This is a genomic window from Pseudomonas putida (genome assembly GCF_004357765.1).
Taxonomy (GTDB): domain Bacteria; phylum Pseudomonadota; class Gammaproteobacteria; order Pseudomonadales; family Pseudomonadaceae; genus Aquipseudomonas; species Aquipseudomonas putida_U.
The window spans coordinates 108,476-134,648 of record NZ_SMTE01000001.1 but is presented as its reverse complement, the minus strand read 5'-3'; the positions used below and the strand labels follow the sequence as shown (position 1 = coordinate 134,648).

At 61.7% G+C, this 26,173-nt stretch carries 26 protein-coding genes and 3 pseudogenes; 15 read left to right on the top strand and 14 right to left on the bottom strand.

Annotation, left to right across the window (positions count from 1 at the left end):
• The first annotated feature begins 3 nt into the window (after window positions 1–3).
• Window positions 4–741 carry a hypothetical protein gene (locus E2H86_RS00630; protein ID WP_133323955.1) on the top strand — a complete coding sequence of 246 codons (738 nt, stop codon included), beginning with the start codon at window positions 4–6 and terminating at the stop codon, window positions 739–741.
• On the opposite strand, the gene E2H86_RS00625 is transcribed toward E2H86_RS00630, so the two are convergent.
• A complete protein-coding gene (locus tag E2H86_RS00625; RefSeq protein ID WP_133323954.1) occupies window positions 710–1,441 on the bottom strand; it encodes a helix-turn-helix domain-containing protein in 732 nt (243 codons plus the stop codon). The two genes, E2H86_RS00630 and E2H86_RS00625, sit on opposite strands and share 32 nt — an antisense overlap.
• A 130-nt stretch (window positions 1,442–1,571) precedes the next feature.
• On the opposite strand from E2H86_RS00625, the gene E2H86_RS00620 reads away from it, so the two are divergent.
• From E2H86_RS00620 to E2H86_RS00610, 3 genes are all read left to right on the top strand, one after another.
• Entirely contained in the window at window positions 1,572–1,937 is a 366-nt protein-coding gene (locus tag E2H86_RS00620; protein ID WP_133323953.1) for a hypothetical protein, read from the top strand.
• Between the two features lie 86 nt (window positions 1,938–2,023).
• The gene (locus E2H86_RS00615) at window positions 2,024–2,593 is read left to right on the top strand and encodes a GNAT family N-acetyltransferase (protein ID WP_133323952.1); all 570 of its coding nucleotides are present in this window, start codon (window positions 2,024–2,026) and stop codon (window positions 2,591–2,593) included.
• Window positions 2,594–2,653: 60 nt separating this feature from the next.
• Window positions 2,654–4,021, top strand: coding sequence for an erythromycin esterase family protein (locus tag E2H86_RS00610; RefSeq protein ID WP_133323951.1), 1,368 nt, complete (start codon window positions 2,654–2,656; stop codon window positions 4,019–4,021).
• Window positions 4,022–4,038: 17 nt separating this feature from the next.
• Here the strand turns inward: E2H86_RS00610 and E2H86_RS00605 are convergent, their stop codons facing one another.
• From E2H86_RS00605 to E2H86_RS00595, 4 genes and pseudogenes are all read right to left on the bottom strand, one after another.
• The gene (locus tag E2H86_RS00605) at window positions 4,039–4,674 is read right to left on the bottom strand and encodes a dienelactone hydrolase family protein (protein ID WP_133324386.1); all 636 of its coding nucleotides are present in this window, start codon (window positions 4,672–4,674) and stop codon (window positions 4,039–4,041) included.
• A 28-nt stretch (window positions 4,675–4,702) separates the two neighbouring features.
• Entirely contained in the window at window positions 4,703–5,395 is a 693-nt protein-coding gene (locus E2H86_RS00600) for a phosphoribosyltransferase (protein ID WP_165976026.1), read from the bottom strand.
• A 123-nt stretch (window positions 5,396–5,518) separates the two neighbouring features.
• Window positions 5,519–5,590: pseudogene (locus E2H86_RS26490) on the bottom strand (MBL fold metallo-hydrolase RNA specificity domain-containing protein); the annotation flags it as partial.
• Window positions 5,591–5,757: 167 nt separating this feature from the next.
• Window positions 5,758–5,985 (bottom strand): annotated as a pseudogene (locus tag E2H86_RS00595) (universal stress protein); the annotation flags it as partial.
• 204 nt (window positions 5,986–6,189) lie between these two features.
• Here E2H86_RS00595 and E2H86_RS00590 point away from each other — a divergent pair.
• The 3 genes and pseudogenes from E2H86_RS00590 to E2H86_RS00580 all read left to right on the top strand — a co-directional run.
• Window positions 6,190–6,849, top strand: a pseudogene (locus E2H86_RS00590) (alcohol dehydrogenase catalytic domain-containing protein); the annotation flags it as partial.
• Window positions 6,850–6,872: 23 nt separating this feature from the next.
• Complete coding sequence (locus E2H86_RS00585; protein ID WP_133323948.1) at window positions 6,873–8,111, top strand: MgtC/SapB family protein; 1,239 nt, start codon at window positions 6,873–6,875, stop codon at window positions 8,109–8,111.
• 200 nt (window positions 8,112–8,311) lie between these two features.
• Window positions 8,312–9,253, top strand: coding sequence for a tyrosine-type recombinase/integrase (locus tag E2H86_RS00580; RefSeq protein ID WP_133323947.1), 942 nt, complete (start codon window positions 8,312–8,314; stop codon window positions 9,251–9,253).
• A gap of 30 nt (window positions 9,254–9,283) precedes the next feature.
• Here E2H86_RS00580 and E2H86_RS00575 read toward each other — a convergent pair whose 3' ends face one another.
• The 9 genes from E2H86_RS00575 to E2H86_RS00535 form a co-directional block, all read right to left on the bottom strand.
• On the bottom strand, window positions 9,284–9,928 hold the full coding sequence (locus tag E2H86_RS00575; RefSeq protein WP_133324384.1) for a dTMP kinase: 645 nt from the start codon (window positions 9,926–9,928) through the stop codon (window positions 9,284–9,286).
• Window positions 9,929–9,969: 41 nt separating this feature from the next.
• The gene (locus tag E2H86_RS00570; protein ID WP_165976021.1) at window positions 9,970–10,986 is read right to left on the bottom strand and encodes a sensor domain-containing diguanylate cyclase; all 1,017 of its coding nucleotides are present in this window, start codon (window positions 10,984–10,986) and stop codon (window positions 9,970–9,972) included.
• Between the two features lie 28 nt (window positions 10,987–11,014).
• Window positions 11,015–11,554 carry a PqiC family protein gene (locus tag E2H86_RS00565; protein WP_133323945.1) on the bottom strand — a complete coding sequence of 180 codons (540 nt, stop codon included), beginning with the start codon at window positions 11,552–11,554 and terminating at the stop codon, window positions 11,015–11,017.
• Window positions 11,555–11,575: 21 nt separating this feature from the next.
• On the bottom strand, window positions 11,576–13,216 hold the full coding sequence (locus E2H86_RS00560; RefSeq protein WP_133323944.1) for a PqiB family protein: 1,641 nt from the start codon (window positions 13,214–13,216) through the stop codon (window positions 11,576–11,578).
• Window positions 13,200–13,844: a paraquat-inducible protein A gene (locus E2H86_RS00555; RefSeq protein WP_133323943.1), complete on the bottom strand. Its 645-nt coding sequence runs from the start codon at window positions 13,842–13,844 to the stop codon at window positions 13,200–13,202. The genes E2H86_RS00560 and E2H86_RS00555 overlap by 17 nt, the downstream gene beginning before the upstream one ends.
• Window positions 13,841–14,437, bottom strand: coding sequence for a paraquat-inducible protein A (locus E2H86_RS00550; protein WP_133323942.1), 597 nt, complete (start codon window positions 14,435–14,437; stop codon window positions 13,841–13,843). The genes E2H86_RS00555 and E2H86_RS00550 overlap by 4 nt, the downstream gene beginning before the upstream one ends.
• Before the next feature lie 170 nt (window positions 14,438–14,607).
• The gene (locus E2H86_RS00545; RefSeq protein WP_196171758.1) at window positions 14,608–15,573 is read right to left on the bottom strand and encodes an AraC family transcriptional regulator; all 966 of its coding nucleotides are present in this window, start codon (window positions 15,571–15,573) and stop codon (window positions 14,608–14,610) included.
• A gap of 10 nt (window positions 15,574–15,583) precedes the next feature.
• Window positions 15,584–16,597 carry an AraC family transcriptional regulator gene (locus tag E2H86_RS00540; RefSeq protein ID WP_133323940.1) on the bottom strand — a complete coding sequence of 338 codons (1,014 nt, stop codon included), beginning with the start codon at window positions 16,595–16,597 and terminating at the stop codon, window positions 15,584–15,586.
• Between the two features lie 228 nt (window positions 16,598–16,825).
• On the bottom strand, window positions 16,826–18,076 hold the full coding sequence (locus E2H86_RS00535; RefSeq protein WP_133323939.1) for an OprD family porin: 1,251 nt from the start codon (window positions 18,074–18,076) through the stop codon (window positions 16,826–16,828).
• A gap of 346 nt (window positions 18,077–18,422) precedes the next feature.
• Between E2H86_RS00535 and antA the strand changes: the two genes are divergently transcribed.
• From antA to E2H86_RS00495, 8 genes are all read left to right on the top strand, one after another.
• Entirely contained in the window at window positions 18,423–19,826 is a 1,404-nt protein-coding gene (antA, locus tag E2H86_RS00530; RefSeq protein WP_133323938.1) for an anthranilate 1,2-dioxygenase large subunit, read from the top strand.
• Between the two features lie 2 nt (window positions 19,827–19,828).
• On the top strand, window positions 19,829–20,320 hold the full coding sequence (antB, locus tag E2H86_RS00525) for an anthranilate 1,2-dioxygenase small subunit (RefSeq protein WP_133323937.1): 492 nt from the start codon (window positions 19,829–19,831) through the stop codon (window positions 20,318–20,320).
• A gap of 19 nt (window positions 20,321–20,339) precedes the next feature.
• The gene (antC, locus tag E2H86_RS00520) at window positions 20,340–21,362 is read left to right on the top strand and encodes an anthranilate 1,2-dioxygenase electron transfer component AntC (protein ID WP_133323936.1); all 1,023 of its coding nucleotides are present in this window, start codon (window positions 20,340–20,342) and stop codon (window positions 21,360–21,362) included.
• Window positions 21,363–21,437: 75 nt separating this feature from the next.
• Window positions 21,438–22,598: an ABC transporter substrate-binding protein gene (locus tag E2H86_RS00515; protein WP_133323935.1), complete on the top strand. Its 1,161-nt coding sequence runs from the start codon at window positions 21,438–21,440 to the stop codon at window positions 22,596–22,598.
• 61 nt (window positions 22,599–22,659) lie between these two features.
• Window positions 22,660–23,571, top strand: coding sequence for a branched-chain amino acid ABC transporter permease (locus tag E2H86_RS00510; protein WP_133323934.1), 912 nt, complete (start codon window positions 22,660–22,662; stop codon window positions 23,569–23,571).
• A gap of 10 nt (window positions 23,572–23,581) precedes the next feature.
• Window positions 23,582–24,598 carry a branched-chain amino acid ABC transporter permease gene (locus tag E2H86_RS00505; protein WP_133323933.1) on the top strand — a complete coding sequence of 339 codons (1,017 nt, stop codon included), beginning with the start codon at window positions 23,582–23,584 and terminating at the stop codon, window positions 24,596–24,598.
• Entirely contained in the window at window positions 24,595–25,344 is a 750-nt protein-coding gene (locus E2H86_RS00500; protein WP_133323932.1) for an ABC transporter ATP-binding protein, read from the top strand. Before E2H86_RS00505 ends, E2H86_RS00500 begins: the two co-directional genes overlap by 4 nt.
• Entirely contained in the window at window positions 25,337–26,023 is a 687-nt protein-coding gene (locus tag E2H86_RS00495; protein WP_133323931.1) for an ABC transporter ATP-binding protein, read from the top strand. Before E2H86_RS00500 ends, E2H86_RS00495 begins: the two co-directional genes overlap by 8 nt.
• Window positions 26,024–26,173: the final 150 nt, after the last annotated feature.

The following is a 26,173-nucleotide window of genomic DNA, read 5'->3' as shown; positions in this document are numbered from 1 at the left end:
GCCATGAACCGAGATGGCGGAGCCAGCGTCCGCTTACTGCAGACGTTATCGGGGCCGGGCATCCAGCAATTCGTGCGCCTGGCCCTGTGCCGCCAGTCGTGCAGCGAGGCAATGGCAGGCCAGTACTGCATGCTCGGCCGTGGTAACGAGTGCTGGCCATGCAGCTATGTGACCCTGCCTGGTGTCACCGGACAATTTATCGTCAGCATTCAGAATGCACAGCCCCTGGGTCGGGTGGGAGAGCTGTTCGACTATACCGGGCCGCTCGGCAGCGCCTGGCCGCTGCCCCTGCAAAGTACAAGGCTGCTGGCCATCGCTCGCGCCGATGGCCTGCTGCCCTTGCTGGGCGCGCTGGATGAGATTCGCTGCTGGCTGCCTTGGGTACAGTTGCAGCTGTCACATGACGGCATTGCGGCCGAGTTGCTGCCAGAGGAATGCCAAACCTGGTTGGCGGCGCTGCCTCCGCTGCCGCGTGACAGCAGCAGTGGCTGGTGGCAAATCAGGCGCTTACTGACCTCCTTTCACCCGGACACGGTCTACTGTTGCGCACCGCCACAGGTAGCGCGCCAGCTGGCTCAGCTGTGCTGGCAAACAGGCGTATCCCCGCAGCGCATCTGGATACGCACAGATCATGTACCACGCATACTCTGCGTTAGGCCCCCACTCGAACGCTGGCCTGTGCAACGCTATGACCGATTGCTTGCTGCACTCAAATGGGTTCCTCTAGGTGGGTCAGGTTGACCAAGCCTTGCATGTCGATGAGCCTGAGCTCACGCCCGACGCATTGCAGGAAACCTGAATGGACGAAACGGCCGAACAGTCGGCTGATCGTTTCCTGCGTGAGGTCCAGGTAGTTGGCGATATCAGCTCGGGACATCGGCAGCTTGAACATATCAGCCCGCAGCCCCCGCGCCTGGTAACGCGCCGACATACCCAACAGGAAGATCGCCAGACGCTGGTCGGCCCGCCCATGACAGCAGCGCAGGTGCTCGTCCTTGCCATGAATCCCCAGGCTGAGCATGTGCAGCAATTGATAGCGTAACCCCGGAATCTGGCCGGAGAGGTCCACCAGCTGGTCCAGTCGGATGGAGCAGACAAGCGATATTTCAAGGGCTACGGCAAAGCTTCGATAATGACTGGAACCAATAGCGTCCAGCCCCAGCATTTCCCCTGGCAGAATGAAGCCAGTTACCCGTTCGGTGCCGTCGGCATCAAGCATAAAATTCTTGATCGCCCCAGAGCGCAAGGCAAACACGTGCTCCATGGGCTCATTGAACTTGAACAGGTATTCACCCCGCTTCAACGGCCGGTTACGGCGGACAATCCGCTCCAGCTTGTCCACTTCGCCGGCACTGAGGCTAGCGGGCAGACAGAGCCGGCTCAACGAACACGCAAGGCACTTCACATGGGGCCTTGCCCCCATTTCTGCAGAGCCTGACATGACGATGCCTCCGCTTTTTTGCAGGCGGGCATCTATTCAAATTAGCGGCCCGACAAAACGTTAGCGGTCTATCCGACCAAGGGTTGCATGCCACCCGAGGCGACTTGATGAAGATCAAACCGCGCCTTGCATGCGCCTGCATGCTCAAGCGTCGAACGCTTGGCAGAAGACCGACTGTTTGCCAGGCGCTCTCAGCCAAAAGGTGGCGCCGGCCAGCTGCGAAGACCTGGACGACGGGGAAGCGAATGCCGCAGTCGTCGAAGCCGCGAGACTCATAACCCATGCGCGCAAGGCGAAGATGCATCTCTTCTGCGTTTATGACCAGGCTGCCCTCCTGCGTCATAGCGAGCACTACAGCCTGGCGGAAATCCCCTCGTATGAATTTCTCGCAAGCGAATTCAAACGTTTCGTCGCGCAACTGGGCACCCCTAACGTCCATCACCAGTGGCTGACCCTAAATCGGGGAAGCTTTTTCTATCGGTTTGACAGGTCATGAGTGAAGCATTTGACAACTGTCAAGTCAGCGCAGGGCCCACTGTCGACACTGACCTTCCTTGTTCATTCGACATAGAGGACATTGCCATGGCACCTGCCGAAACTTCCCGTGTGCACACAACGCCTTCGTTCCCCAAACCTTCGGGTGAATACTGGATCGAAGCCCTTGATAACGGCGTTCACGTGTTGATCAGGCCCTTGCGGGCCCAGGACCGAGAACGCGAAAAAGCCTTCATTGAGCGGCTGTCGCCCGAGTCGCGACATTTCCGCTTCCTGTGCCAGCTCAGGGAGCCCGGTGAGGCCATGCTCGATCAGTTGATGAAGGTCGATCAGGATCGCCAGGCGGCCTACGTCGCCCTCGCTCACGTGGATGGCGAATTGCAGGAAGTGGGCATTTCCCGCTACGCCACCGCCAGCGGCAAGGATGAGTGCGAATGCGCCGTTACCGTCATGGACAGCTGGCAGCACCATGGCCTGGGGCGCCTGCTGCTCAAGCACCTGATCGACCATGCCCGGGCCAAGGGCTTGCGGCAGATGTATTCGATCGACGCAGCAGCCAACCAGGCGATGCGCGATCTGGCCAAGGCGGCGGGGTTCACCACCGCCGCTGACCCGGATGACCCCAGCCAAGTCATTCACCGGCTCTCCCTGATCTGACCCAGGGCCGCCGCACCCTGACAGGTCAAGGCGCGGCGGCCCGACTACGGAAGCATCCCCATGAACGGCCCTTCGAAGAAATTGATGGAAAAACTCTACGGCAAGCAGTATCAGGTCGACACTGCCGATATTGCCCCGGTGCTTCATCAATACGCCGAACCCTTGCCAGACCTGGATACACCGGCATTCGCAGCCCTGTTCGACCGCTACGCTGACGCGCGGGTCATCCTGCTGGGCGAGGCGAGTCACGGCACCAGCGAGTTCTATCGCGCCCGAGCGGCGATCACTCGGCGCCTGATCGAACAGCATGGTTTCAACATCGTCGCCGTCGAGGCCGACTGGCCGGATGCCGGGCATGTCGATCAGTACGTTCGCGGCTTGGCGCATTCGGCGTGGAAACGCCATATTTTCAGCCGTTTTCCGACCTGGATGTGGCGCAACAGCGAAGTCAAAGCCTTCGCCCATTGGCTGCACGGCCACAACCGTCTGCTGCCCACCGACCATCGCGTGGAATTCCGTGGCCTGGATGTCTATAGCCTGCGCAACTCCATCCATGAAGTGCTGGCGTATCTGGACCGGGTCGATCCGCACCTGGCCCATGAGGCTCGCCGCCGCTATGGTTGCCTGACGCCTTGGCAGGACGACCCCGCTCTGTATGGGCACTTTGTCGAGCGCAGTGGCGTCATGCCTTGCGAGCAACCGGTGATCCAGCAGTTGAATGTCATGCTCGCCGAGCAACTGTCAGGGCTTGTCCGCAATGACGAAGCCTTCTTCAACGCAACGCAGAACGCCCGTGTCATCATCGCCGCGGAACAGTACTACCGCGCCATTTACCGAGGTTCGACGGCTTCCTGGAACCTGCGCGACCGGCACATGTTCGATACCTTGCGCGCGCTGCTGGAACACCGGGGGCCCCATGCCAAAGCGGTGGTCTGGGCACACAACTCCCATATCGGCAATGCCGGAGCCACGGAAATGGGCTGGAAAGGCCAGTTCAACATCGGCCAGCTTTGCCGCAGCGCTTTCGGGCATGACGCGGTGCTGATCGGCATGGCCACAGACCGCGGCCAAGTGGCGGCCGCCGATGACTGGGACGGCGACATGCAGATCAAGGACATCCGCCCTTCGCGCAGCGACAGCTGGGAGCACCAGTTCCGCCTCGCAGGCGTGCCAGCCTGCCTGAGCGACTGGCGCGACCCACAGCGCAAGGAGCTGCGCCATGTGCTGTCCACGGCGCTACTCCAACGCGCCATCGGTGTCATCTATCGCCCCGAGAGCGAACGGCTAAGCCACTACTTCGAAGCGGTGCTGGCCGAGCAGTTCGATGCGCTGCTGTGGTTCGAGCAGACCCAGCCAGTGACTGCCCTGCCCTTGCCGAAACAACAGCATCTTGAGCCTGAGGACGAAACCTATCCATTTGGTGTATAAGCCTCGGCGAAGCCCCATTAGGCGGATTCACGCTGCAGGTACTTCACAAACCAGTCACCGGCGAGCGCAGCGGCCTTCGCCAGTGTGCCAGGCTCTTCGAAAAGATGCGTAGCGCCTGGCACCACTTCAAGGTGCTGCTCACAGCTCAGCAAGCGACCCACCTGACGATTGAGCTCAAGCACCAGGGCGTCCCGGCTACCTACGATGTGCAAGGTTGGCGCCTGCACACGGTCCAGCATCGGCTCAGCCAGGTCTGTTCTGCCGCCTCTGCTCACCACCGCCGCCACCCGCTCGGGACGCTGCGCAGCCGCCCACAGGGCCGCAGCGGCCCCGGTGCTTGCACCGAACAAGCCGATGCGCAACTTGCCCAGCTGCGGATCGCCTGCAACCCAATCGATGACATCGATCAAACGCTTGGCCAGCAAGGCAATATCAAAGCGCAATTCTCCGGTCTCGTTATCCAGTCGTTGCTCAGTCTCGGTCAGCAGGTCGAAGAGTAGTGACCCCAGGCCACGCGCCGCGAGAACATCCGCTACGTACTGATTGCGGGCGCTCAGACGCCCGCTGCCGCTACCATGGGCGAAGATGACCAGGGCCCCAGCGTTGGCTGGCTCACGCACGTCCCCCATTAGTTCGACGCCTGCCAGCTTCATCGTCTGCGTGCGAACTTCAACCCTGTGCTCAGTCATGAGACGCGCTCCGGCAATGCGCTTGCTGATCGGATTGCCCCATGAGCGTCATGACTTCCTCGTCCGACGTCTGCGGGAAATCCTGATACCAGTAACCTACCGAAACCATCTGCTCGGGGACCAGCGGGCACACCAGCTCATCCACCTCACCGTACAGCGCTTCGAGCGTTTCTGGCGGTGCGACCGGGATGGCTACCACGATCCGCGCCGGTGACTGAGCGCGCGCAGCCTGGATAGCCGCCCTCATCGTGGCCCCGGTCGCCAGGCCGTCATCGATGAGAATCACCACCTGCCCCTTGAGTTGCAGGGCTGGCCGCTGTCCCCGGTAGGCCCGTTCGCGCCGGGCCAGCTCCTCGGTTTCCCTGGCAACCACGGCGTCGAACAACGCCGGTTCTACCGGGTAGGCCCGCAGCATGTCGTCATTCAGGACCGTAATGCCGCCGCTGGCTATCGCGCCCATGGCGAACTCGGGGTGAAACGGCATGCCGAGCTTGCGCACCACCAGCAGGTCCAGGCGCACGTTGAGGGCGGTCGAGACTTCGTAGGCCACCGGAACGCCACCACGCGGCAGCGCGAGCACGATCACGTCGGGCCTGCCGGCGTAGCGGGCCAGTGGCTCGATCAGGCTTCGCCCAGCCTGGGTACGATCGGCGAACAAGGTTGGCAAGGCAAGATCATGGGACATGGGAACACCTCCAGCGCCGCAGTGGGCGCCTGTCATTGCAGGATCCGATGGGGCCATTGGGCTGATACGTCGTCGCAACGTGTCGGCGGCGTGTGGCTCGCCATGGATGAAATAGGTCTGCCGTGGTGGCCGGGTAAAACCCCGCAACCACTCCATGATTTCGTCGGCGTCGGCATGCGCGGAGAGGTTCTCCATGGCATGTATCAGCGCCCTTATCGGCACCCCGCGTGCCGCCGGCCTGGAAGCCGGAGAACAGGATGCAGCGTTTCATTGATGACCTTGGCCAGGTAATGGGCGGTCGATTCGTCAGGGTGCTGGCGATCCCCATAGGTCGACTCGATCAACAGCACGGTCTGGCCTTCGGCAGGGCTTTCAAGCCATTCACGATGTTGCCGCACGTAGCCGTCGCGCATCACCGCCAGTGCCTGGTCATTGACCAGGCCCGCCGTGGCCAGCGCCTCCAGATAATCGAAAGCGACGATGTGCAACGCCATGCCCTTGGCCTTTGCCAACGCCGCAGCGCGGTCATAGACCGGAGTTCGGCGCATCAGAGGCGACGCGATCATCAACAGTCTTTGCGGGTTGTCCATGGCACACCTCTGCGGTTGGGAAGCGTATTTCGATCATCTACCCCCGGCTCAGGCGCGCCTTGATGTTTGTCAACTCACGTACCGTGCGGATGATCGGTGATTCGAACCGCGCGAGAATTTGATTCGGATCAAGGATCGCTGGCAGATCTGGCGCACGCTGACCCTATATCAAGAACAATCACGCAGTGCCTCGGGAGACCTGCCATGGCGCTAATGAAAGCGGCAGTTTTCGTAGAGAAGAACCGTATCGTGCTGGAAGACAGGCCCATCCCAGATATCGGCCCACTGGATGCGCTGGTGCGTATCACCACCACAACGATCTGCGGCACCGATGTGCATATCCTGCGTGGCGAATATCCGGTGGCCAGGGGCCTGACCGTAGGCCACGAGCCGGTAGGCGTGATCGAGAAGCTCGGCTCGCAGGTCCAGGGCTTTCGGGAGGGCCAGCGGGTCATCGCCGGCGCCATCACCCCCAGCGGCCACAGCTATGCCTGCCTGTGTGGCTGCGCCTCCCAGGACGGCGCGGGCACCGTGCATGGTTTCAAGGCCATCGGCGGCTGGAAGTTCGGCAACCTCATCGATGGCTGCCAGGCCGAATACGTTCGCGTGCCGGACGCCATGGCCAACCTCGCTCCCATTCCTGATCGGCTCAGCGACGAGCAGGTACTGATGTGCCCCGACATCATGTTGCGCCCGGGTGGCACCTTGTCGAGCCTGGGCGTCTACAGCGCTGACCTCAGCATTCCCTTGGGCCCATTCGCCGCAGGTTTGGGCGACTACCGTATCGTGACGACCCTGTGCCCAGGCGGCAAAGAGCGCATGCGCCGGCTGATGGCGGTGGTCGCCAGCGGCCGCGTCGGCGTACACAAGGACAACCCGAAGGCAACATGCTCGACACCGTGAATGTAGGCCATGGCGCCGTGGCCCTGGGCATCGGCATGCTGGTCGGGCTTGAGCGTGAACGCAAGAAAGGCCGAAACGAAGACCACGCAGCCGCCGGGCTCAGAACTTTTGCCATCACCGCCCTGCTGGGCTATGTCAGCATGCTGCTGGCGGGCGCGATGCTGGTCGGGGTGGCGAGCCTAGGCCTGGTGCTGATGCTTTGCATGCATTACCGCAAACACGCCGACAAAGACCCGGAAGTCACCAGCGAGATCGCGCTGCTGCTGGTGCTGACTCTGGGCGCGCTGAGCCTCGATCAACCCGAACTCGCCACGGCAGCAGGCGTTGTACTGACCTTGCTGTTGGCGCTGCGCCGTCAGCTGCATCATTTCGTGCTGCAACAACTGAGCGAGCAGGAGCTGCGCGACGGCCTGATGTTACTCACGGTGGCGCTAGTGGTGCTGCCTTTGACACCGGATCGCTTCGTCGGGCCTTACCAGGTACTCAACCCACGCACGATCTGCACACTGGTGGTCTTGCTGATGACCGTCGGCGCCTTGGGCCATATCGCCCTACGGTTGCTGGGCCCCAGCTATGGCCTACCCTTGAGCGCAATTGCATCGGGCTTTGCCTCCGGCTCGGCGACCATTGCGTTGCTGGCTCACCAGGCCAGGCAGCAAGGGACGGCAATCAGGCCTTATGCCGCTGCGGCCGTACTGTCCAACCTCGCAAGCATCAGCCAGTTCGCCCTGGTACTGGGTGTCGTCGACAGGCGCCTACTGAGCCCGTTCATGGTATCGATCGGGCTTGGCGTAATAGTTACCATGACGTATGGGCTATTGCTGCTGGCCCCTTGGCGCACGGCCTCGGGTAATGCGACAGCGTATCAAACCGAGGGAGCCTTCAGCCTCTGCACGGCCCTGATCATCACCCTTGCCCTGACCGGCATTGCACTGTTCTCTGCCTTTCTCCTTCAGCATCTAGGCCACAACGGTGTAAACATCGCAGCCTTCATCACCGGGCTGGGCGATGCCCACGCGGCGACAGCTTCGGTGGCCGCGCTGGTCGTCGCCGGCCGGATTGGACTAGCTGATCTTGTCATTCCGGGCATGATGGCGTTGACGGCAAACACGCTAACAAAATGCGTGCTGGCTTTCACCAATGGCGGCTACGGTTTTGCACGACACATCATTCCGGCGCAGTTCGTGATACTCAGTGCTATGTGGTTAGGATTGCTCGCATAAGCTGTGTACGATTTCATACTGTCATACGTTGTACGTAATTACGCGCCATTTCTTAAGGTATTAGTAGTTGAAATCAGGTCTTTGTTGACAAGACATAATCGAGCATTATCGCTTGTCAGCACTCAAAGGGCGGGTACAATCCCCCGAAAGAAAGTACGAAGGCCAAAAGCCAGCTTCAAAGGCTCGAACGGGGAATTCAGGTGGTAGAAGTCACCAGCAAAGCAGACAGGTACCTTGAGGCGAGCGTTCGCCAGAACACGTCCAAGAGCTATGCAGCCGCCCTCTTCCACTTCGAAGTCACCTGGGGCGGCTTCCTGCCCACAACCACCGAAACAGTAGTGCGCTACATCGCCGAGTACGCCGACCAGTTGGCCCTGAGCACACTGAAGCAACGCTTGGCCGCGCTGGCGAACTGGCACCAGAACAACGGCTTTCCCGACCCTACCAAAGCCCCCAAGGTCAGGCAGTTGCTCAAAGGCATCCGAGCGCTGCACCCCGTTCAGCAAAAGCAGGCAGCGCCTCTGGCATTACTGCATCTGGAAAAGGCCGTGGCACACCTCGAAGCAGAGGTCGCTCAGGCGCGAGCCGCAGGCAATATGGCCGCTCTGCTCAAGGCCACTCGCGACATCGCTCTGCTCACCGTGGGTTTTTGGAGGGGGTTCCGCGGCGATGAACTGGCCAGGCTCACGATCGAGAACACCCATGCCGAGCGCTACGTCGGGATCAGGTTCTATCTGGGTTCTTCCAAAGGCGACCGGCAGAACATCGGGCGTGAGTACAGGACACCGTCACTAAGCAAGCTCTGTCCGGTTGAGGCGTACCTGAACTGGATCGAGGCTGCCGGCATAACCCACGGCGGTGTGTTCAGAGGCATAGATCGTTGGGGCAACATCAGTGATCGCGCGCTTGCCGCCCACAGCCTGATCCCCCTGCTCCGCGATATCCTGAACCGCTGTGGGCTGCAGGCCGAGATCTACAGCGCTCATTCGATCCGGCGCGGATTCGCCACCTGGGCGGCAAGCTCTGGCTGGGACATCAAGACGCTGATGGAGTACGTCGGCTGGAGCGATATGAAGTCTGCACTGCGCTATGTGGAGCCTGCTCAGCAATTTGGTGGGCTGATCAGAAAGCTTGGGGAATGACGCCACCCAGCATAGCCCCTGCACAGCAACTCAACGGCTAGCACCCACCCAACAACACGAGTTGTCTCGCATCACCGCACCAATGGCCGCCACGACTTGAATCGTAGCGGCCTCGATCGTTCCCTCATTCCGGCACAGCAGCCAACCTTGATCGGCAAACGCGCGCTCGAACGCCTGGGTCGCCGCGTCATGTTCATGAAACGCCTGAATGACCGTACTGCCGAGCCCCCGTGTACGCGCTTGCGCCCTCGCCCATGATATCCGCGGATCGGTGATCACGCCGACATGCAGGTCGGGCACCTGCACGCGCTGCTGCATGTTCAGTCGCAGCGCTTCGGCAAATGGAATCCATCGGCGAAACGCGGCATCGGACGGATACCATCGGTCGATCAGGATGATGCAGCCCGGCGGCTGCTTGGGCAGCACCTGCCGGGAAATCCAGGCACGGCTCTGGGCAAGTCGCTCGCAGATCCTCAGTTCCAACTCTACCGAAGGAGTTCTCGCCATGGTGTTGACCAGTGCCATGATTTCGGCTCTGTGCGGGTCATTCATCTTCTCTGAAAGACGAGCCACCTTGTGGCCATCGGCCCGCAAGCGCTGGGTGACAGCCTCGGCCAGGGTGGTTTTACCCGTGCCCTTGGGGCCATCCAATGAGATGAACAGTGACCTTTTCATGTTGGATGCGTCGCTTGCGGAATCGATCTGCATCTTACTGGTTAAGTTCGATGAACGCAGACCCGCCCACGCTGGCGTTTGGCCTCGTACATTGCTTGGTCCGCGCACCTCAACAGCCCCGGTACATCCTCGGCATGCTCAGGTGCCAGCGCCACACCGATGCTGGGCGTGACAAAGTCGATCACGGTGTCGCCTATCCGGACCGGCGCGCAGATCACCCTGAGCAAGCGCTCAGCCAAGGCCGACGCCGCCTCACTCGTGGCCGTCGGCAAGATCAAGGTGAATTCATCACCCCCTAGTCGATAGGCCTTGCCCGGGGCGCGCACCGCATTGCGCAGGCGTTCTGCCATGCACACCAGCAATTCATCACCCACATCGTGGCCAAAGGTATCGTTCACCTGCTTGAACCGGTCCAGGTCGAGAAACAGCAGTGCCAACGGCGCGCCGCCGACGCCCATATGCATGGCCAGGTCACGGTGAAACGCTTTGCGGTTACTCAATCCCGTGAGGACGTCCCGATAGGCCATCGCGAACAAGGTTTGCTGATGCTGCACATGTGGGCTGACGTCATGCAGGATCCCGTGGTAACCCAGCACATCGCCGTTGGCGGCGAGAAGCCAGTTGACATGACTCTCGAAATAACCGGTGCTGCCGTCGGCCCGCAGTAACCAGGTAGATACTGGAGCACCAGGCTCGGCTTCGGTCACGCTCGGCACAACGGCCAACGCCTGGCCAGACTCGCCTTGCAGGGAAGCGAACGTCTGACCGATCAGGCGCGTGAGCGGGTACCCCAGCATGCGGCAAAACGCTGGGTTGGCCGAGACGAAGCGCGCTGATCGATCCAGTTCGAAGAAGCCATCAGCCATGCTCTGCAGCAACATCCTGTCGCGGGCCTCGCTGCGCTCCAGCCGGTCCAGCAAACCGTTGACTGCCAAGGCCAGCCCATCCAACTCAGCGTGCCCGGTCGGTTCCAACCGTTTACCTACGGTGTCCGGGCCGATGTGCAGCAAAGTTCGCTGCATGCGGGCAATGCTGGCGATTACGTTGTCCATCGTCATGCTTGCTCCTTGGGGTCCACGGGCCAGACTAAGCGCCAGGGCAGCCTGCACTTGAGGGTGCCGCTGCCCGGCGTAGCGCTTCGGCGAGCTTGCGCAGATTGGCTTGATGGGCATTGACCAGGTTGGTGATGCTGTTGTCCGCGGGCGTGCGTACCGCAGTGCGACAGGTCATTTCCGCCGCGCCGGGACGCTTCATGCGCCACCAAGCCTCCAGGGCGGCGTACTGACCTGGCACGGTGTCGAACCGTTGCACGTCGACCCGCACCAAGGTCTTGGGCCCGGCTGCCGGGCCGCGCAATTGATCCTGCAAGGCGCTTCGGAACTCATCGACGAGATTCGCGCCCCACCACTCGGTTTCCAGAATGGCCAGCCCGCTGTTGCCTTGGCGAACGACCAACTGTGGTCGGTCCACCTGCGGCGGCATGCTGACCCTGCTCACCTGGATATTCTGCATGGACGCCTGGGGTGGCTGGGCCGCTACCAGGGTGTGATAGTTGTTCGGTGCGCTGCTGCAGGCACAGAGCGCGCCGAACGCGCTGGCGATGCAGAGATTACGCAGTCGATGCATGGGTTCGCTCCTCAATGCGCCTCACGGTTTCACACGCTCGGCCCCGGCCGCTTTCGGTCGACCGCGGATCAGCGATTCGGGGTGCCGGCCCAGGTAATCCGACAAGTCACGCAGCGAGCGCGACATGCGCTCGAGTTCATCGAGGGTCTCACCGAACCGTTCACGCTGGGGAGAGCCCTCGGCGATGGTCGAGTTGGCGCTCTGCAAGGTCTTCTGCAGATCGTCAAGGGTCGCCTTCACGCTCGGAAGGGTCTGGCCGTTGAACTGCTTGAGATTGGTCCGCAAATCGCGCAATGTGCCATCGAGGTTGCTGGCGATGCTTTCCAGGGGCAGCTTGCCGATACGTTCGACCACCTGCTGCAGTTGCTCCTGCAACTTTTCGAGACTACCCGGTAGGGTCGGTATGACGATGGGATTGGCGTTCATGTCGAATGCCACCTTGGGGGCGTCGGGATAGAAGTCCAGGGAAATGAACATCTGCCCGGTGATCAGGTTGCCGCTGCGCGCCTGGGCCCGCAGGCCGTGCTCGACGAAGGTGCCGATCAGTCGTCTGGCACCTGCCATGTCGCCCTCCTTGTTCTTGAAAACGCCGAGCATCTTGCGATGGACCGGCCCCAGACGCTGCGGGTAGATCACCGCATCGACCACCACCGGGAAGCTCTGCCTGGCCGGGTCGTAGTCCAGCTTGATCGAAGTGACCTTGCCGAATTCCACGCCTTTGAACTCCACCGGCGCCCCCACCGACAAGCCGCGCATGGCCTGGTCGAAGCGCAGTTGCAGGTACTGGGCCGGGCCACTCGGGGGTGCCAGCGCGGAGTCCCTGTCACCGAACAGCTGGAACTGGGTGTGATCGGCTGCGGGCTGGGCTTCGGGGGCAAAGTCCGGTGAGCCGAATGCCAGTCCGCCGACCAGGATCGAGGACAGTGACTCAGTGTCGACCTTGAGCCCATTGGCACCGACCTGCATGTCGATGCCGCTGGCATTCCAGAACCGCGTATCGGTGGTGACGAACGCATCGAACGGTGCAAGCACGAAAACGCCGATATCCACGCCTGAGCCATCGTCTTTCAAGGCAAAGGACACCACCTCCCCAACCGGGATCTTGCGGTAGTAGATCGACGAGCCGATATCCAGCGAGCCCAGGTCCGAAGCGCTCAGCGAGAAGTGCTTGCCCTTCTCGCCATAGGTGATCGGTGGTGGCAACTCCAGGCCTTTGAAGTGCTTCTCCGGCGCCTTGGACTCGCCGGCATCGGCACCGATGAAGCTGCCCGACAGGAGTGTGTCGACCCCGGATATGCCGCCAGCGCCGATGCGCGGCCGCACCACCCAGAAGCGCGCACCCTGGGTGGCGAACGAACGGGCCTCGTTGGACAACTGCACTTTGGCGATGACGCCGGTGCGGTCATCCGCCAGATCGACGGAGGTCACTTCACCGATCACCACGCTGCGGTACTTGACCTGGGTTTTGTGCGCCACCAGGCCTTCGCCGGAATTGAACGAGATGGAGATGACCGGGCCTTCCTGCATCCAGTTGCGAACTACCAGCGACGCCCCTACGAGAATCGCCAGGATCGGCACGATCCACACCAATGACACGTTCCAGCGGCGGGTGCGGACCTCTGCCCGCCCGGCTGACACCTGTTTGTCAGTCTCCTGCACCATCCGTGCGGCCCTCTTGATTGTCGCGGTTATCCCAGATCAGGCGGGGGTCGAAGCTATTGGCCGAGAACATGGTCAGCACCACGACCATGCCGAAGAACAGGATGCCTTCGCGCGGTTCGATGGTGCCCAGGCCGCGCAACTGCACCAAGGCCGCCACCAGGGCCACGACCATCACGTCGAGCATCGACCAATAGCCGATCAACTCGACGAAGCGAAACAGCTGCGAGCGCTGCCGCCGGGCCCAGGTCGAACGCCGCCCGGCGGTGAACAGCAGCAATCCGAGCGAAAAGAACTTGATCGCGGGCACGCCCATGCTGGCGATGAAGATGATCAAGGCGATGTCCCAGGCCCCCGCCTCCCAGAACTCGACCACACCTCCGCCGATGGTGCTATCGCTGCCACTGCCGAGCATCTCGGTGTGCATCACCGGCATCAGGTTGGCCGGTATGTAGAACACCAACGCAGCCAGCAGGAACGCCCAGCCACGGCCGATGGCGTCGGTCTTGCGCCGGTGCAGGCCAGCACCGCAGCGGGTGCAAGTATGGGCATTGGCCTGCAGGTCGCAGGTCTGCCCGCAACCATGGCACAGGCACAGCCCGGCCTCATCGGCACGTGCAGGGGCCGTCATACCCGCTCCCAGAGGTCACGGATATCGCGACCGGCGATATAGATGATAAGCATGCTCAGGGCCGCCAGGGCCAACAGCCCGATACCTGGGATGACCTCCAGCAGCCCTGCCAGTTTGATCACTGCGACCATTGCCCCGAGCAGGCACACCTCGAGCATGCTCCACGGGCGCAGGGCTTCGAGGGCGCGCATGCAGGTGGCAAACCCCGGTGCGCGCCGCCCAGCCAGTGCGAAACCCAGCAGCCAGCACAACAGGACGATCTGCAGGACCGGTGCGAAGATGATGGCCAGTGCCATGACCAGCGCGATGAAGGTGATGCTCCCGCTGCTGAGGATCTGCACCGAATCCCACAAGGTGGCGGAATTGGTCAGCCCTTGCATGCTGATGGTCATGACCGGGTAGCAGTTGGCGAATATCAGCAACACACCACCGGTGACGCCCAGCGCCAATCGCTGCTGGATCGTCAGATTACAGTGCCGGTACAACACCCCACCGCACTGCGGACACAGTGCGCGCTGATGACGCTCGAGCGTTGTGCGCTGGTAGAGGGCGTCGCAATACTCGCAGATGATCAGATCCCGGGCCTGGACCATGCTCGTTCCCCTGGGCTGGCGTCTAACCGCAGCCCTGCAACGGTGGGCTGCTACCGGTACGAGGTTTCCCGTCTCGTGCTTGCCAAAGCCTAGACGCAAAACCTCGTGGTCGCCGGAGGCAATGCCACATCACGTCCCCCATCCTTGCCCAGGGATGAGCGAGGCCGTGTCTAGCCTCGGGTCTGGCGCGGCAATTCTCCGAAACGCTGGCGGTAGTAGGCGGCGAATCGCCCGACATGAGCGAAGCCATATTCCAGTGCCACCTCGGTGACGCTGGCGTGCGGGTTGCCCATCAGGTGAGCGCGGGCCGCATCCAGGCGCAGGGCGCGCAGGCGGTCCATGGGGCTTTGCGCGAATTCGCGCTGGCACAGGCTATTCAGGCTGCGGATGCTCATACCCGCCTCGCTGGCCAGTTGCGGCAGACTGATGCTTCGGTTCAGGTGACCGCGCATGCACGCCTCGATACGCTCCAGATGGCGCGCGGGCTGACGCAGCTCGCAGCGGGTGGCGAGATCGGCCGAACAATGGCTGAGCAGAAACAGCGGCAGGCTCTGCTCCAGGTGCCGCAGCCAAGGCGACAGTGGAACGGCCTGCTCGCCGCTAGGCAAATGCTCGAGCAACTCGCTGACCAAGCGCAGCCAGCGCACGCTCAGCGGTCGTTGCAGTCGGCTCAGCGCGGGCAGCTCTGAATCCAGCTGAAGGTGGCGCTGACTGGCCTCGAACAGGGCACGTGGCAACTTGAGTATCAGTTGCTCACAACCTGCATTCCACATCACCCGCGCGTTTTGACGCGGTGCCAGCACCGCGGTGTCGCCAGGGCTGACGCAATAGCTGACGCCGTCGCACTGCAAGGTGGCGTTGCCCTGCAATGGCATCTGCACCAGCACGAAATCTTCGAAGGGCTGAGGACGGATCTCCACCTGACCGCCGTAGCGCAGCGCGTAGAGTTCGCAACTGGCGACCTGGCCACGGTGCAGGGTCACTTCCACTTGGCCGTCGGGCCAGTCCAGCTCATGATCCACCAACGCCTCGCCCAGGCGCTGCTGGGCTGCCAAGGCAGAACGACTGCTGAATCCCGGCTGCTTGAGCAGCGCCGAAAGGTCAAGTCCGAGCCGGTTGGCGGTGCTGCCATGCAAGCCGTTCACCTCACACCAACCGATTGCGGCGGGCTTCGTTGCGTTGCAGGGTCGCGCTGGGCGCTTCGTTGAACAGCTTGCGGTACTCACTGGCAAAGCGCCCCAAGTGCGAGAACCCCCAGCCCATTGCGATCACCGAGATGTTGCGTTGCGAGGCATCCTCGAGGATCTCCTGGCGCACAGCGCCGAGTCGGTACTTCTTCAGGTAGGCCATGGGCGAGAGTCCGAAGGACTTGCGAAAACCTTCGAACAGCTTGAACCGCGATACCCCAGCGGCCTGTTCGATGTCTTCCAGGTGCATCTCTTCACGGGCGTTGGCCTCGATATAGTTCTTGGCCCGCACCAGGTAGTACGGCAGCTTGTTGTCGGTCTGCTCGCGCAGCTCAGCGGTGTAGTTGTTCGGCTGCGACAGAATCAGCCCCTTGATCAGCGCCGTTTCCACATCGCGGGTGAATGCCACATGGGCGAACAGGCCGTGCCCACGTTCCAGTTCTTCGACGTAATAGCGAGCCATGCGCCACCATGAGGCCGACGCCCCCTCCACCGCATCCATGACCGGTTCGAATACCAGCGGTACGTCCAGCGGACGCTGCAGCATCGATTCCAGGGTCTGGCGCATGGCCATGCGGGTGATCACCACCGAGACCTTGTGACAGTCGCCGGTCATGCTCAGGGTCTGGGTTTCGTAGGGTGTGACGATCAGCCCCTGGTCGCGGTCGGACCGCAGGCGCTGGCCATTCTTGATCAGTTCCTGCTCGCCACGCAGCGGCAAGCTGAGGCTGTAGCAATTGAGGTGTTCGGCATCCTCGACACCGATGGTCACATCGGTCCCGTATTCCATGCGCCCCAGTGTGGTTGACATGGATTTGAAGACGTTGGCGCTGTGGTGAAAGTGAATGCGGTTCGGTTGGTGAGTGTGCAATTCATGCGGGCCACAGATACCGGCCATCCAGTCCCGCGCACCGGCGAGGTCGTAGCGATCGATTCGAATATCTCTGAACGTAACAATGCTCGGTTGGTTCATGAAAATGCACCCACGGCTAGGGATATCGGCGCGCTCTTCGGCACGTTTGCTCATTGGCCAAGCAAAGGCTATGCCCGGCATGCCGGTCACTGGGCATATTCGGATTTTCTGGCTAGCAATGAATGAATAACTGGATATCGGACGCGCCGATTGTCTGTCCATGCCCTTCGAACACCCCTGGCGCGCCTGGTTGCGGCGCCAGGTGATGTTCGATTTCGGGGCAGAGCGTTACCAGAATTTCCAGGTGTACATCGTCACCAGGCGATTCTCGACCCAATCGTTACCATGGCTGAACTTGGCCACCACATTACCCGCCTCGAAGCCCAAACCTTGCAAAGGCCCACTTTGCACCACATAGGACAAGATCAGGTTGCGCTCGCTTTCGGCAGCCTCGCTCAAGCTGTCACCACGATCGATCGAGGTGCCCTTGAGGTAACGGGTCATGAACTTCAGGCCCGGAATACCCATGCCGGCAAAGTCATAGTCATAGCGGGCCTGCCAGGACTTCTCGTTGGGTTTGATGAACGCCACCCGTGACCAGTTGACCAGGAAGGGTTGCGGCACGTAACCGCCCAGGGTGGGGAAATTACTGTCGCCGAGCATGCGCTGGTAGCCCACGCCGAACGCGTGAGCGCCCTTCCTCAAGGTGGTCATGATGCCGTAGGAGGCGTTGTCGATGTCGCCATACAGGGCATCGCCGTCCTCGTTGTTGTTGAAGTAGCGCAGGTCGGTCTTCAACCCGTAACCGGCGCCCAGGTCGGTCAGGTTGGTCACGCCCAGATAGTGTTGCTGGTAGATGTCTTCGACTTGCGCATAGTAGTAACTGCCGGTCCAGGCCTTGTTGAACACGTAGCTGCCACCTGCGAGGTTCATCCCGTCGCTGTCGCGCACCACACCGGAGCCGGTCTGCAGGTAGAGCTTCTGGTAATTGGACGAGTTACGCGCCCCGATTTCAGTGAGGCGCCCGGCGTGCAGCGTCAGCCCGTCGATTTCCTTGGACTCGAGCAAGCCGCCGCGGAAGGTGGTGGTCAACTGACGGGAATCATCGATCACCACCACAGGCAGGATCGGTCGCAGCTCACCGATCTTCAGTTCGGTCTTGGAATAGCGCATCTTCAAGGTCAACCCGCCTCGCCCATAGTCGTCGGGCTGGGCCTGGCGGCTGACGCTATAGGGAATGATGGTGTCGTCACCACGCCCGCCCCCGCCATCCAGGCGAACGGCGTACTGCAGGTTGGCATCGACGCCGAATTGCAGCAGGCCATCGCTATAGCCAGAGGCGAAACGCAGGTCGAAACCTTGGGTCCAGCTACCGACCCGCGAACGCGTCGGGTCGTCACCCTTGAAGTCGCGATCGATGTAGAAGTTGCGCAGTCCCAGCGCCAAGTTGCTGTCTTCGACGATATCGGCTTGCGCCAACAACGGCGCGCACAGACCAATCGTTTGTACACCCCTCACCCACCAAGTTCGTTGCAACATAGCGTTCTTCCCCAGGCCGCAGGCAACGCGGCATTTTTATTTGGACGGCCGCATGGCCGTTATGCAGAGGGCAGTCGTCGTTAGCGCTTGAAAAACACTCTATCGGTGTCTGGGGACGCATTAAGCGTTACGCAGATGGGTCGCGGCTATCCCGATATTTGAAGACAATTAGCCAAATGCTTAGCCCCAAAATCGGTTTAATTCCCGGTTTTCAGGGCTCGGCAACGGAGTTGGAAAATTACCGCCGATTTTCCGGATGCTTTTCACTTATTAAGCGGATAGACCCTGCAGCCGGCCTGCTCATTTAATGGATGCATGAATTAGCCCGATGGCCGAGGACTGCACCATGAGTCAAACGAGAAGCGTCGAACAGTGGAAACAATTTGTTGAAAGTTGCCTGGACTTTCGGCCACAGGACGGTGTTTACCGAATCGCCCGCGATATGTTTACCGAGCCCGAACTGTTCGACCTGGAAATGGAACTGATTTTCGAGAAGAACTGGATCTACGCCTGCCACGAAAGTGAAATCGCCAACAATCACGACTTCATGACCATGCGTGCCGGACGCCAACCGCTGATCATCACCCGCGATGGCGAAGGAAAGCTCAATGCCCTGATCAACGCTTGCCAGCACCGCGGCACCACCCTGACCCGGGTCGGCAAGGGCAACCAGTCCACCTTCACCTGCCCGTTCCACGCCTGGTGCTACAAGAGCGATGGGCGCCTGGTCAAGGTCAAGGCGCCCGGCGAATACCCGGAAGGCTTCGACAAAGCCACCCGCGGCCTGAAGAAAGCCCGTATCGACAGCTACAAGGGTTTCGTCTTCGTCAGTCTCGACGTCGCTGGCAGCGATACTCTGGAAGACTTCCTCGGCGATGCCAAAGTGTTCTTCGACATGATGGTGGCGCAGTCGCCCACCGGTCAGCTCGAAGTACTGCCCGGCAAAAGTGCCTACACCTATGACGGCAACTGGAAGCTGCAGAACGAAAACGGCCTCGACGGCTACCACGTCAGCACCGTCCATTACAACTATGTCGCCACCGTGCAGCATCGCCAGCAAGTCAATGCCGAAAAAGGCCTGACCGCCAGCGATACCCTCGACTACAGCAAGCTCGGTGCCGGCGACAAGGAAACCGATGACGGCTGGTTCGCCTTCCACAACGGCCATAGCGTGCTGTTCAGCGATATGCCCAACCCAGCCGTGCGACCTGGCTACGCCACCATCATGCCGAGGCTGGTCGAGGAACATGGTCAAGGCAAGGCCGAATGGATGATGCACCGCCTTCGCAATCTCAACATCTACCCGAGCATGTTCTTCCTCGACCAGATCAGCTCGCAGTTGCGGATCATCCGTCCGATCGCTTGGAACAAGACCGAGATCAACAGTTTCTGCCTGGGTGTGGTGGGCGAGTCAGACGCCGATCGTGAGAACCGCATTCGTCAGTTCGAGGACTTCTTCAACGTATCCGGACTCGGCACGCCAGACGACCTGGTGGAATTCCGCGAGGCCCAGCGCGGCTTCCAGGCACGCCTGGAGCGCTGGAGCGATATTTCCCGCGGTGAAGGCAAGTGGGTCGAGGGCGCCACGCCCAACAGCGAAACCATCGGTATTCGCCCGGCCCTGACCGGGACCGAATTCACCCACGAAGGCCTGTACGTCAACCAGCACGCCAACTGGCAACGGTTCCTGCTCGAAGGCCTGGCCCGCAAGGCGAACGAGCAGCAATCGCTCAAGCTCAAGGAAGTGTGACCATGAATGCGCAACTGCAATACCGCGTCGAACAGTTCCTCTACCGCAATGCCGAGGCGTGTGACAACCAGGACTGGGATGCCTACTTGGCGATGTTCAGTGAGGACAGTGAATTCCACCTGCCGCAGTGGGATTCCGAACACGTGTATACCACCGACCCCAAGAAAGGCATGTCACTGATCTACTACGCCAACCGCGGCGGCCTGGAAGACCGTGTGTTCCGCATCCGCACCGGCAAAGCCGCCTCGACCATTCCCATGCCACGCACCGTGCACCTGCTGAACAATGTGCGCATCGCGCCGCTGGCCAATGACGAGCTGGAAGTGCGGGTCAACTGGCACACGCTGTTCTACCGCATGCAGGCCAGCGATCAGTTCTATGGCCTGGCCACCTACCGCCTGCGCCCCGACGGCGATAGCTGGAAGATCGCCCGCAAGCACGTGGTGCTGCTGAACGACCGGATCAACTCCGTGCTCGACTTCTACCACCTCTGATTGTTGCGGAAACTCGACCATGACCCACAAAGTCGCCTTCAGTTTTGCCGACGGCAAGACGCTGTTCTGCCAGGTGCAGAGCAATGAGATCCTGCTCGACGCGGCCTTGCGCAGCGGCATCAAGATACCGCTGGATTGCCGCGAAGGTGTCTGCGCCACGTGCCAGGGCCGCTGCGAATCGGGCCAGTACACCCAGGACTACGTGGACGACGAGGCCTTGTCTGCCCAGGACCTGGCCGAGCGCAAGGTGCTGACCTGTCAAACTCGCGTGCAGTCGGACGCCGCGTTCTACTTCGACTTCGCTTCCAGCCTGTGTGGCAGCGCTGAGCCGGCGAGCCTGCAAGGCACGGTCAGCCAAGTCCAGCAGGTATCGCCGAGCACCGCCATCCTCCACCTCGAGACCGGCGTGGCCGGCGCCGCGTTGGACTACCTGCCCGGTCAGTACGCTCGACTCAAGGTGCCAGGCACCGAACATAGGCGTTCGTACTCCTTCGCCAGCGCGCCTGGTAGCAGTCAGCTGCAGTTCCTGATTCGGTTGCTACCCAGCGGCGTGATGAGCGACTACATGCGCGAGCGCTGCCAGGTCGGTGATGTGATCGAACTGGAGGCCCCTTTGGGCGCCTTTTACCTGCGTCACATCGACCGGCCTGTACTGATGGTCGCCGGCGGCACAGGGCTGTCGGCATTTCTCGGCATGCTCGACCAGATCGCCGCCCAGGGCGGCTGCGGCCAGCCCGTGCAGCTGTACTACGGCGTTCGCGATGCGGCTGACCTGTGCGAGCTCGCCCGGATCCAAACCTACGCCCAGCGCATACCCGGATTTCGCTTCACCCCGGTGGTCAGCGAGCCCAGCACCGACTGGGCCGGCAAAGCCGGCTATATCGCCGAGCACCTGGACGCCGCCGCGCTGCGCGACCAGCCTTTCGATGTGTACCTGTGCGGCCCGCCACCGATGGTCGAGTCGATCAAGACCTGGCGCAGCGAGCACGCCCTGGAGCACAGCCGCCTGTACCTGGAAAAGTTCACCGAAAGCAACAGCTGAACCCCTAACAACAACACATCGGCCCGTCCGAGTACTGCAACGCTGCCCTCCTCGACCACCTGCAAAGGCCGCATCATGAAAACACTGATACTGCGTGCATGCCTGGCAACCTCCCTCTGCGCGGCTACCGCCGTGCAGGCCGTGGAGCCTGTCCGGATCGGTTTCATCACAACCTTGTCGACCCCCGCCGGTTACCTGGGCGAGGACTCACGCGATGGCTTCCAGCTGGCCATCGACCAGGAAAGTGGCAAGCTCGGCGGCGTGCCGGTGCAGTTGATCGTCGAGGACGACGGACTGCAACCGGCCAAGGCCAAGCAGATCGCCGACCGCATGAGTCTGGACGGTGTCTCGCTGTACACCGGGGTGATCTTCTCCAATGTGCTGGCGGCGGTAATCAACACCGCGACCAAGGATGGCTTCTACGTCAGCATCAACACCGCCCCTTCGACGCTGGCAGGCGAAAAGTGCATGGCCAACTATTTCGTCGGCTCTTACCAGAACGACACCCCGCACGAGATGGCTGGGGTCGCTGCCAACGAACTGGGCTACAAGAAGATGGTCATCCTCGCCCCCAACTACCAAGGTGGTCGTGACGCACTGGCGGGCTTCAAGCGCACCTTCAAGGGCGAAGTCACCGAAATCTACACCAAGCTCAACCAATTGGACTTTTCGGTTGAGCTGGCTCGCATCCGTTCGCTGGCACCTGACGCGATCTTCCAGTTCCACCCAGGTGGCGGTGGCATCAACTTCGCCAAGCAATACGGCAGTTCCGGGCTGTCGGCGACGATTCCGATGGTGGTACCGGTGTTCTCGATGGACGAGCGCATGCTCGCAGCCACTGGCGAAGTGGCCAAGGGCACCAATATCGTCACCCTGTGGAACCCGCAATCGAGCAATCCGGCCAACCAGGCCTTCGTCAAGGCATTCACCGAGAAATACAAGCGCCAACCCACGGTGTACGCGGCCCAGAGCTACGACACCGCGCGCCTCATAGGGGCGGCGCTGAACACCACCCAGGGCAACCTCAAGGATGCGCCGGCATTCCGCACGGCCATGCACAACGTCAAGTTCGATTCGATTCGCGGCAACTTCAGCTTCGCCCAGAATCAGCACCCGGTGATCGACTGGTACTTGTTGCAGGTACAGACCGGCGCCGACGGCAAGTTGCAGGAAGTGCCGATCAAGACCTTGGCCAGTCACCACGTCGACAGCTACGCGGCGCTTTGCAAGCTCTGAGCCGCTGCTGCCGCTGCTCGCCCTGCAGCCCGCTGCGGGGCGCGCTTATGAGGAAAGCCCTATGTTATTGCTCGAACAGATTCTCAACGGGTTGCAGTACAGCGCGCTGCTGTTTCTGCTGGCCTCCGGGTTGACCCTGATTTTCGGCATCATGGGCGTGATCAACCTCGCCCACGGTGCTTTCTACATGGTCGGCGCTTTCTGCGCTGCATACACCGCGATGAGCACCGGGTCGTTCTGGCTCGGGGGCCTGGCAGCCGTGCTCGGCGCCGCCTGCTACGGAGCGCTGATCGAGACCTCGATCATGCGCAGGCTGTACCAGCGCGACCATCTGGACCAGGTGCTGGCGACCCTGGCGGTGGTGTTTTTCAGCAACGAACTGCTGACCGTGCTGTTCGGACGCAGCCCACCCGCGATGCCGACGCCGCAGTGGTATTCGAGCTTCGTGCAAGTACTGCCTGGACTGATGTACCCGGTCAGCCGCCTGCTGTTCATCGCCGCCGGCATCGTCGTGGCCATCGGCATGTGGTGGCTGATCAGCCGCACACGCCTTGGGATGCTGATACGGGCCGGTGCCGATGACCATGAAATGGTCGGTGCGCTAGGGGTGAACATCGCCCGGCTGTATACCCTGGTGTTCGTGTTCGGCTGCGTACTTTGCGGGCTCGCCGGGTTCATGGCGGCGCCGCTGCTGTCGGTGGAAATCGGTATGGGCGAAAAAATCCTGATCACTACCTTCGTGGTCATCGTGGTCGGCGGTGTCGGCTCGGTACGCGGTGCACTGGTCGGTGCCCTGCTGATCGGCATGGTCGACAGTCTGGGCCGCGCCTACATCCCGCCGTTGCTCGACCAACTGCTGCCCAGCGAGAGCAGCGGCACCGTGAGCGCCGGCCTGGTGTCCGCCAGTGCCTACATCGTCATGGCCGTGGTGCTGCTGCTGCGCCCGCGCGGCCTGCTGCCGGCCCGAGCCTGAGGAGAACCGCATGTCACCACGTCTTGTCATCGACCTGGCTTGCCTGGCGATCTTCGCCCTGGTGCCGTTATTGGCCAACTGGCTGAACGAGCCCTACCTGGTCAGCTTCTTCACCCGCCTGGCGATCTACGGCATGGCCGCGATCAGCCTCGACCTGTTGATCGGCTATGGCGCCATGGTCAGCTTCGGCCATGCCGCTTTCTTCGGGCTGGGCGGCTACATCGTCGGCATCGTCGCCTTCCACACCTCCCAGGGCATGCCGCTGTGGGGTTGGGCGGGGAGCAACGATGCGCTGGTGGTGTGGCCACTGGCGCTGCTGATCTGTGCCCTGTTCTCGCTGGTGGTGGGGTACCTGTCGCTGCGCACCACCGGCGTGCAGTTCATCATGATCACCCTTGCCTTTGGGCAGATGCTTTATTTCGTGCTCAGTTCGCTGTCGTTGTATGGCGGCGACGACGGCATCCTGCTCGGCGAGCGCAATACTCTGGGTGCCCTGGACCTTTCCGACGCCAACCATTTCTACTACCTGTGCAGTGCGTTGTTGCTGGGCTGGCTGCTACTGTGCCGACGCCTGGTGAACGCGCGCTTCGGCTTCGTGTTGCGCGGTCTCAAGCAGAGCGAGCGGCGTACCGTGAGCCTTGGCCTCAAACCATTGCGCTATCGCCTGACCGCGTTCGTCATCGCCGGCACCGGTGGTGGCCTTGCAGGGATTCTCTGGGCCAATTATGCACTGTTCGTCAGCCCGGACATGGGCGCCTGGCAGAAGTCCGGCGAGCTGATGGCCATGGTCATCCTGGGCGGTGTCGGCACCCTCCTCGGCCCCGTACTCGGCGCCGCGACCTATCTGGGCCTGGAGCAGGTACTGAGCCAATGGACCGAGCACTGGATGCTGATCTTCGGGCCGCTGCTGTTGCTGGTGGTGCTGTTCGGCAAGCAAGGCGTGTATGGCCTGCTGCTAGGGATGTTTCGGCCCAGGCGCAAGGCCACGCCAGCGTTGGTGGTGGCGAGTGGGGAGGTACAGCCATGAGCGGACAACTGTCGATACGCCGACTGCACAAGGCCTTCGGCGCCGTGAAGGCGACCAACGATGCCTGCCTGGAGCTGGCCAGCGGTGAGTTGCACGCGATCATTGGCCCCAACGGTGCAGGCAAGTCCACCTTGATTGCGCAGATCGCCGGGGAAATCTTCCCTGACCAGGGGCAGATCCACCTGCAAGGCCGCGACATCACCCAGGTTCCGGCCTGGGAACGCCCACGGCTTGGTTTGGCCCGGGCCTTCCAGGTCAGCCAGCTGTATACCGAATTCAGCCTGCTCGAGAACGTCGGCTTGGCCATCGCTGCGCGTGAAGGCCAAGCGTTTGCCATGTGGCAACCGTTGGCCCGTGACCGACGCCTGCTGGAGCCCGCGCTGCAATATTTGCGACAGGTTGGTCTGCAGGACCGGGCACAGGACCCGGTCAGTGAACTGTCCCACGGCGAGCGGCGCCAGCTGGAGATTGCCCTGGCCTTGGCCCAGGAAGCATCGGTGCTGTTGCTCGACGAACCAATGGCCGGGATGGGGGGCGACGAATCGGCACGTATGACCGAGCTGCTGCACAGCCTCAAGGGTCGCTACTCGATCCTGCTGGTGGAGCACGACATGGACGCGGTATTTGCCCTGGCCGACCGCATCACGGTGCTGGTGTATGGCCAGACGGTGCTGACCGGCACCGTCGAGCAGGTGCGCAACGATCCGCAGGTGCGGGCCGCTTATCTGGGAGAAGAACATGCTTGAAGTGCAAGGATTGGTGGCTGGCTACGGGCTGAGCCAGGTGCTGTTCGACATGCACCTGAGTATCGAGCAAGGCCAGGTCGTATCGCTGATCGGTCGCAATGGCATGGGCAAGACCACCACGGTCAAGTCGATCATGGGCCTGATCAAGCCCAGCGCTGGCAGTATTCGCATTCACGGCACCGAAATGCTCGGCGCCGCGCCTTACCGGATCGCCAAGGCGGGCCTAGGCCTGGTGCCGGAGGGGCGCCGCGCCTTTGGCAGCCTGAGCGTGCGCGAGAACCTGCTGGCCACCGCCAGCAAGGGCAAATGGGACCTCGCGCGGGTGTACCAGCTGTTTCCGCGGTTGCAGGAGCGCCAGGATCAGCTGTCGCGCACGTTGTCCGGGGGCGAACAGCAGATGTTGGTGGTGGGCCGCGCCCTGCTGACCAACCCCAGCCTGCTGATCCTCGATGAAGCGACCGAGGGCCTGGCGCCGATCATTCGTGAGCAGATCTGGCATTGCCTGGCGGCACTCAAGGCCGAAGGTGAGACGATACTGGTGATCGACAAGAATCTGAAGGAAATGGCGCGGGTGGTGGATCGGCATCACATCATCGAGAAGGGACGCCAGGTTTGGCAGGGGACGCCTGGGGAGCTGGCGGCGCAGGCGGATTTGTCGCAGCGGTATTTGGGGGTTTGAGAGGCGTACGCTTGGGTTTTGCAGCGCCCATGAGATCGAGCGCCGCCCGCGCGACGCTCGATCTCATGGGCGCTGAAAACATCAGCGCCGAGCCCATCGCAGCACCACTGCCCCCCTCAAACAATCTCGCCAATTCCGGCTACAACTTTG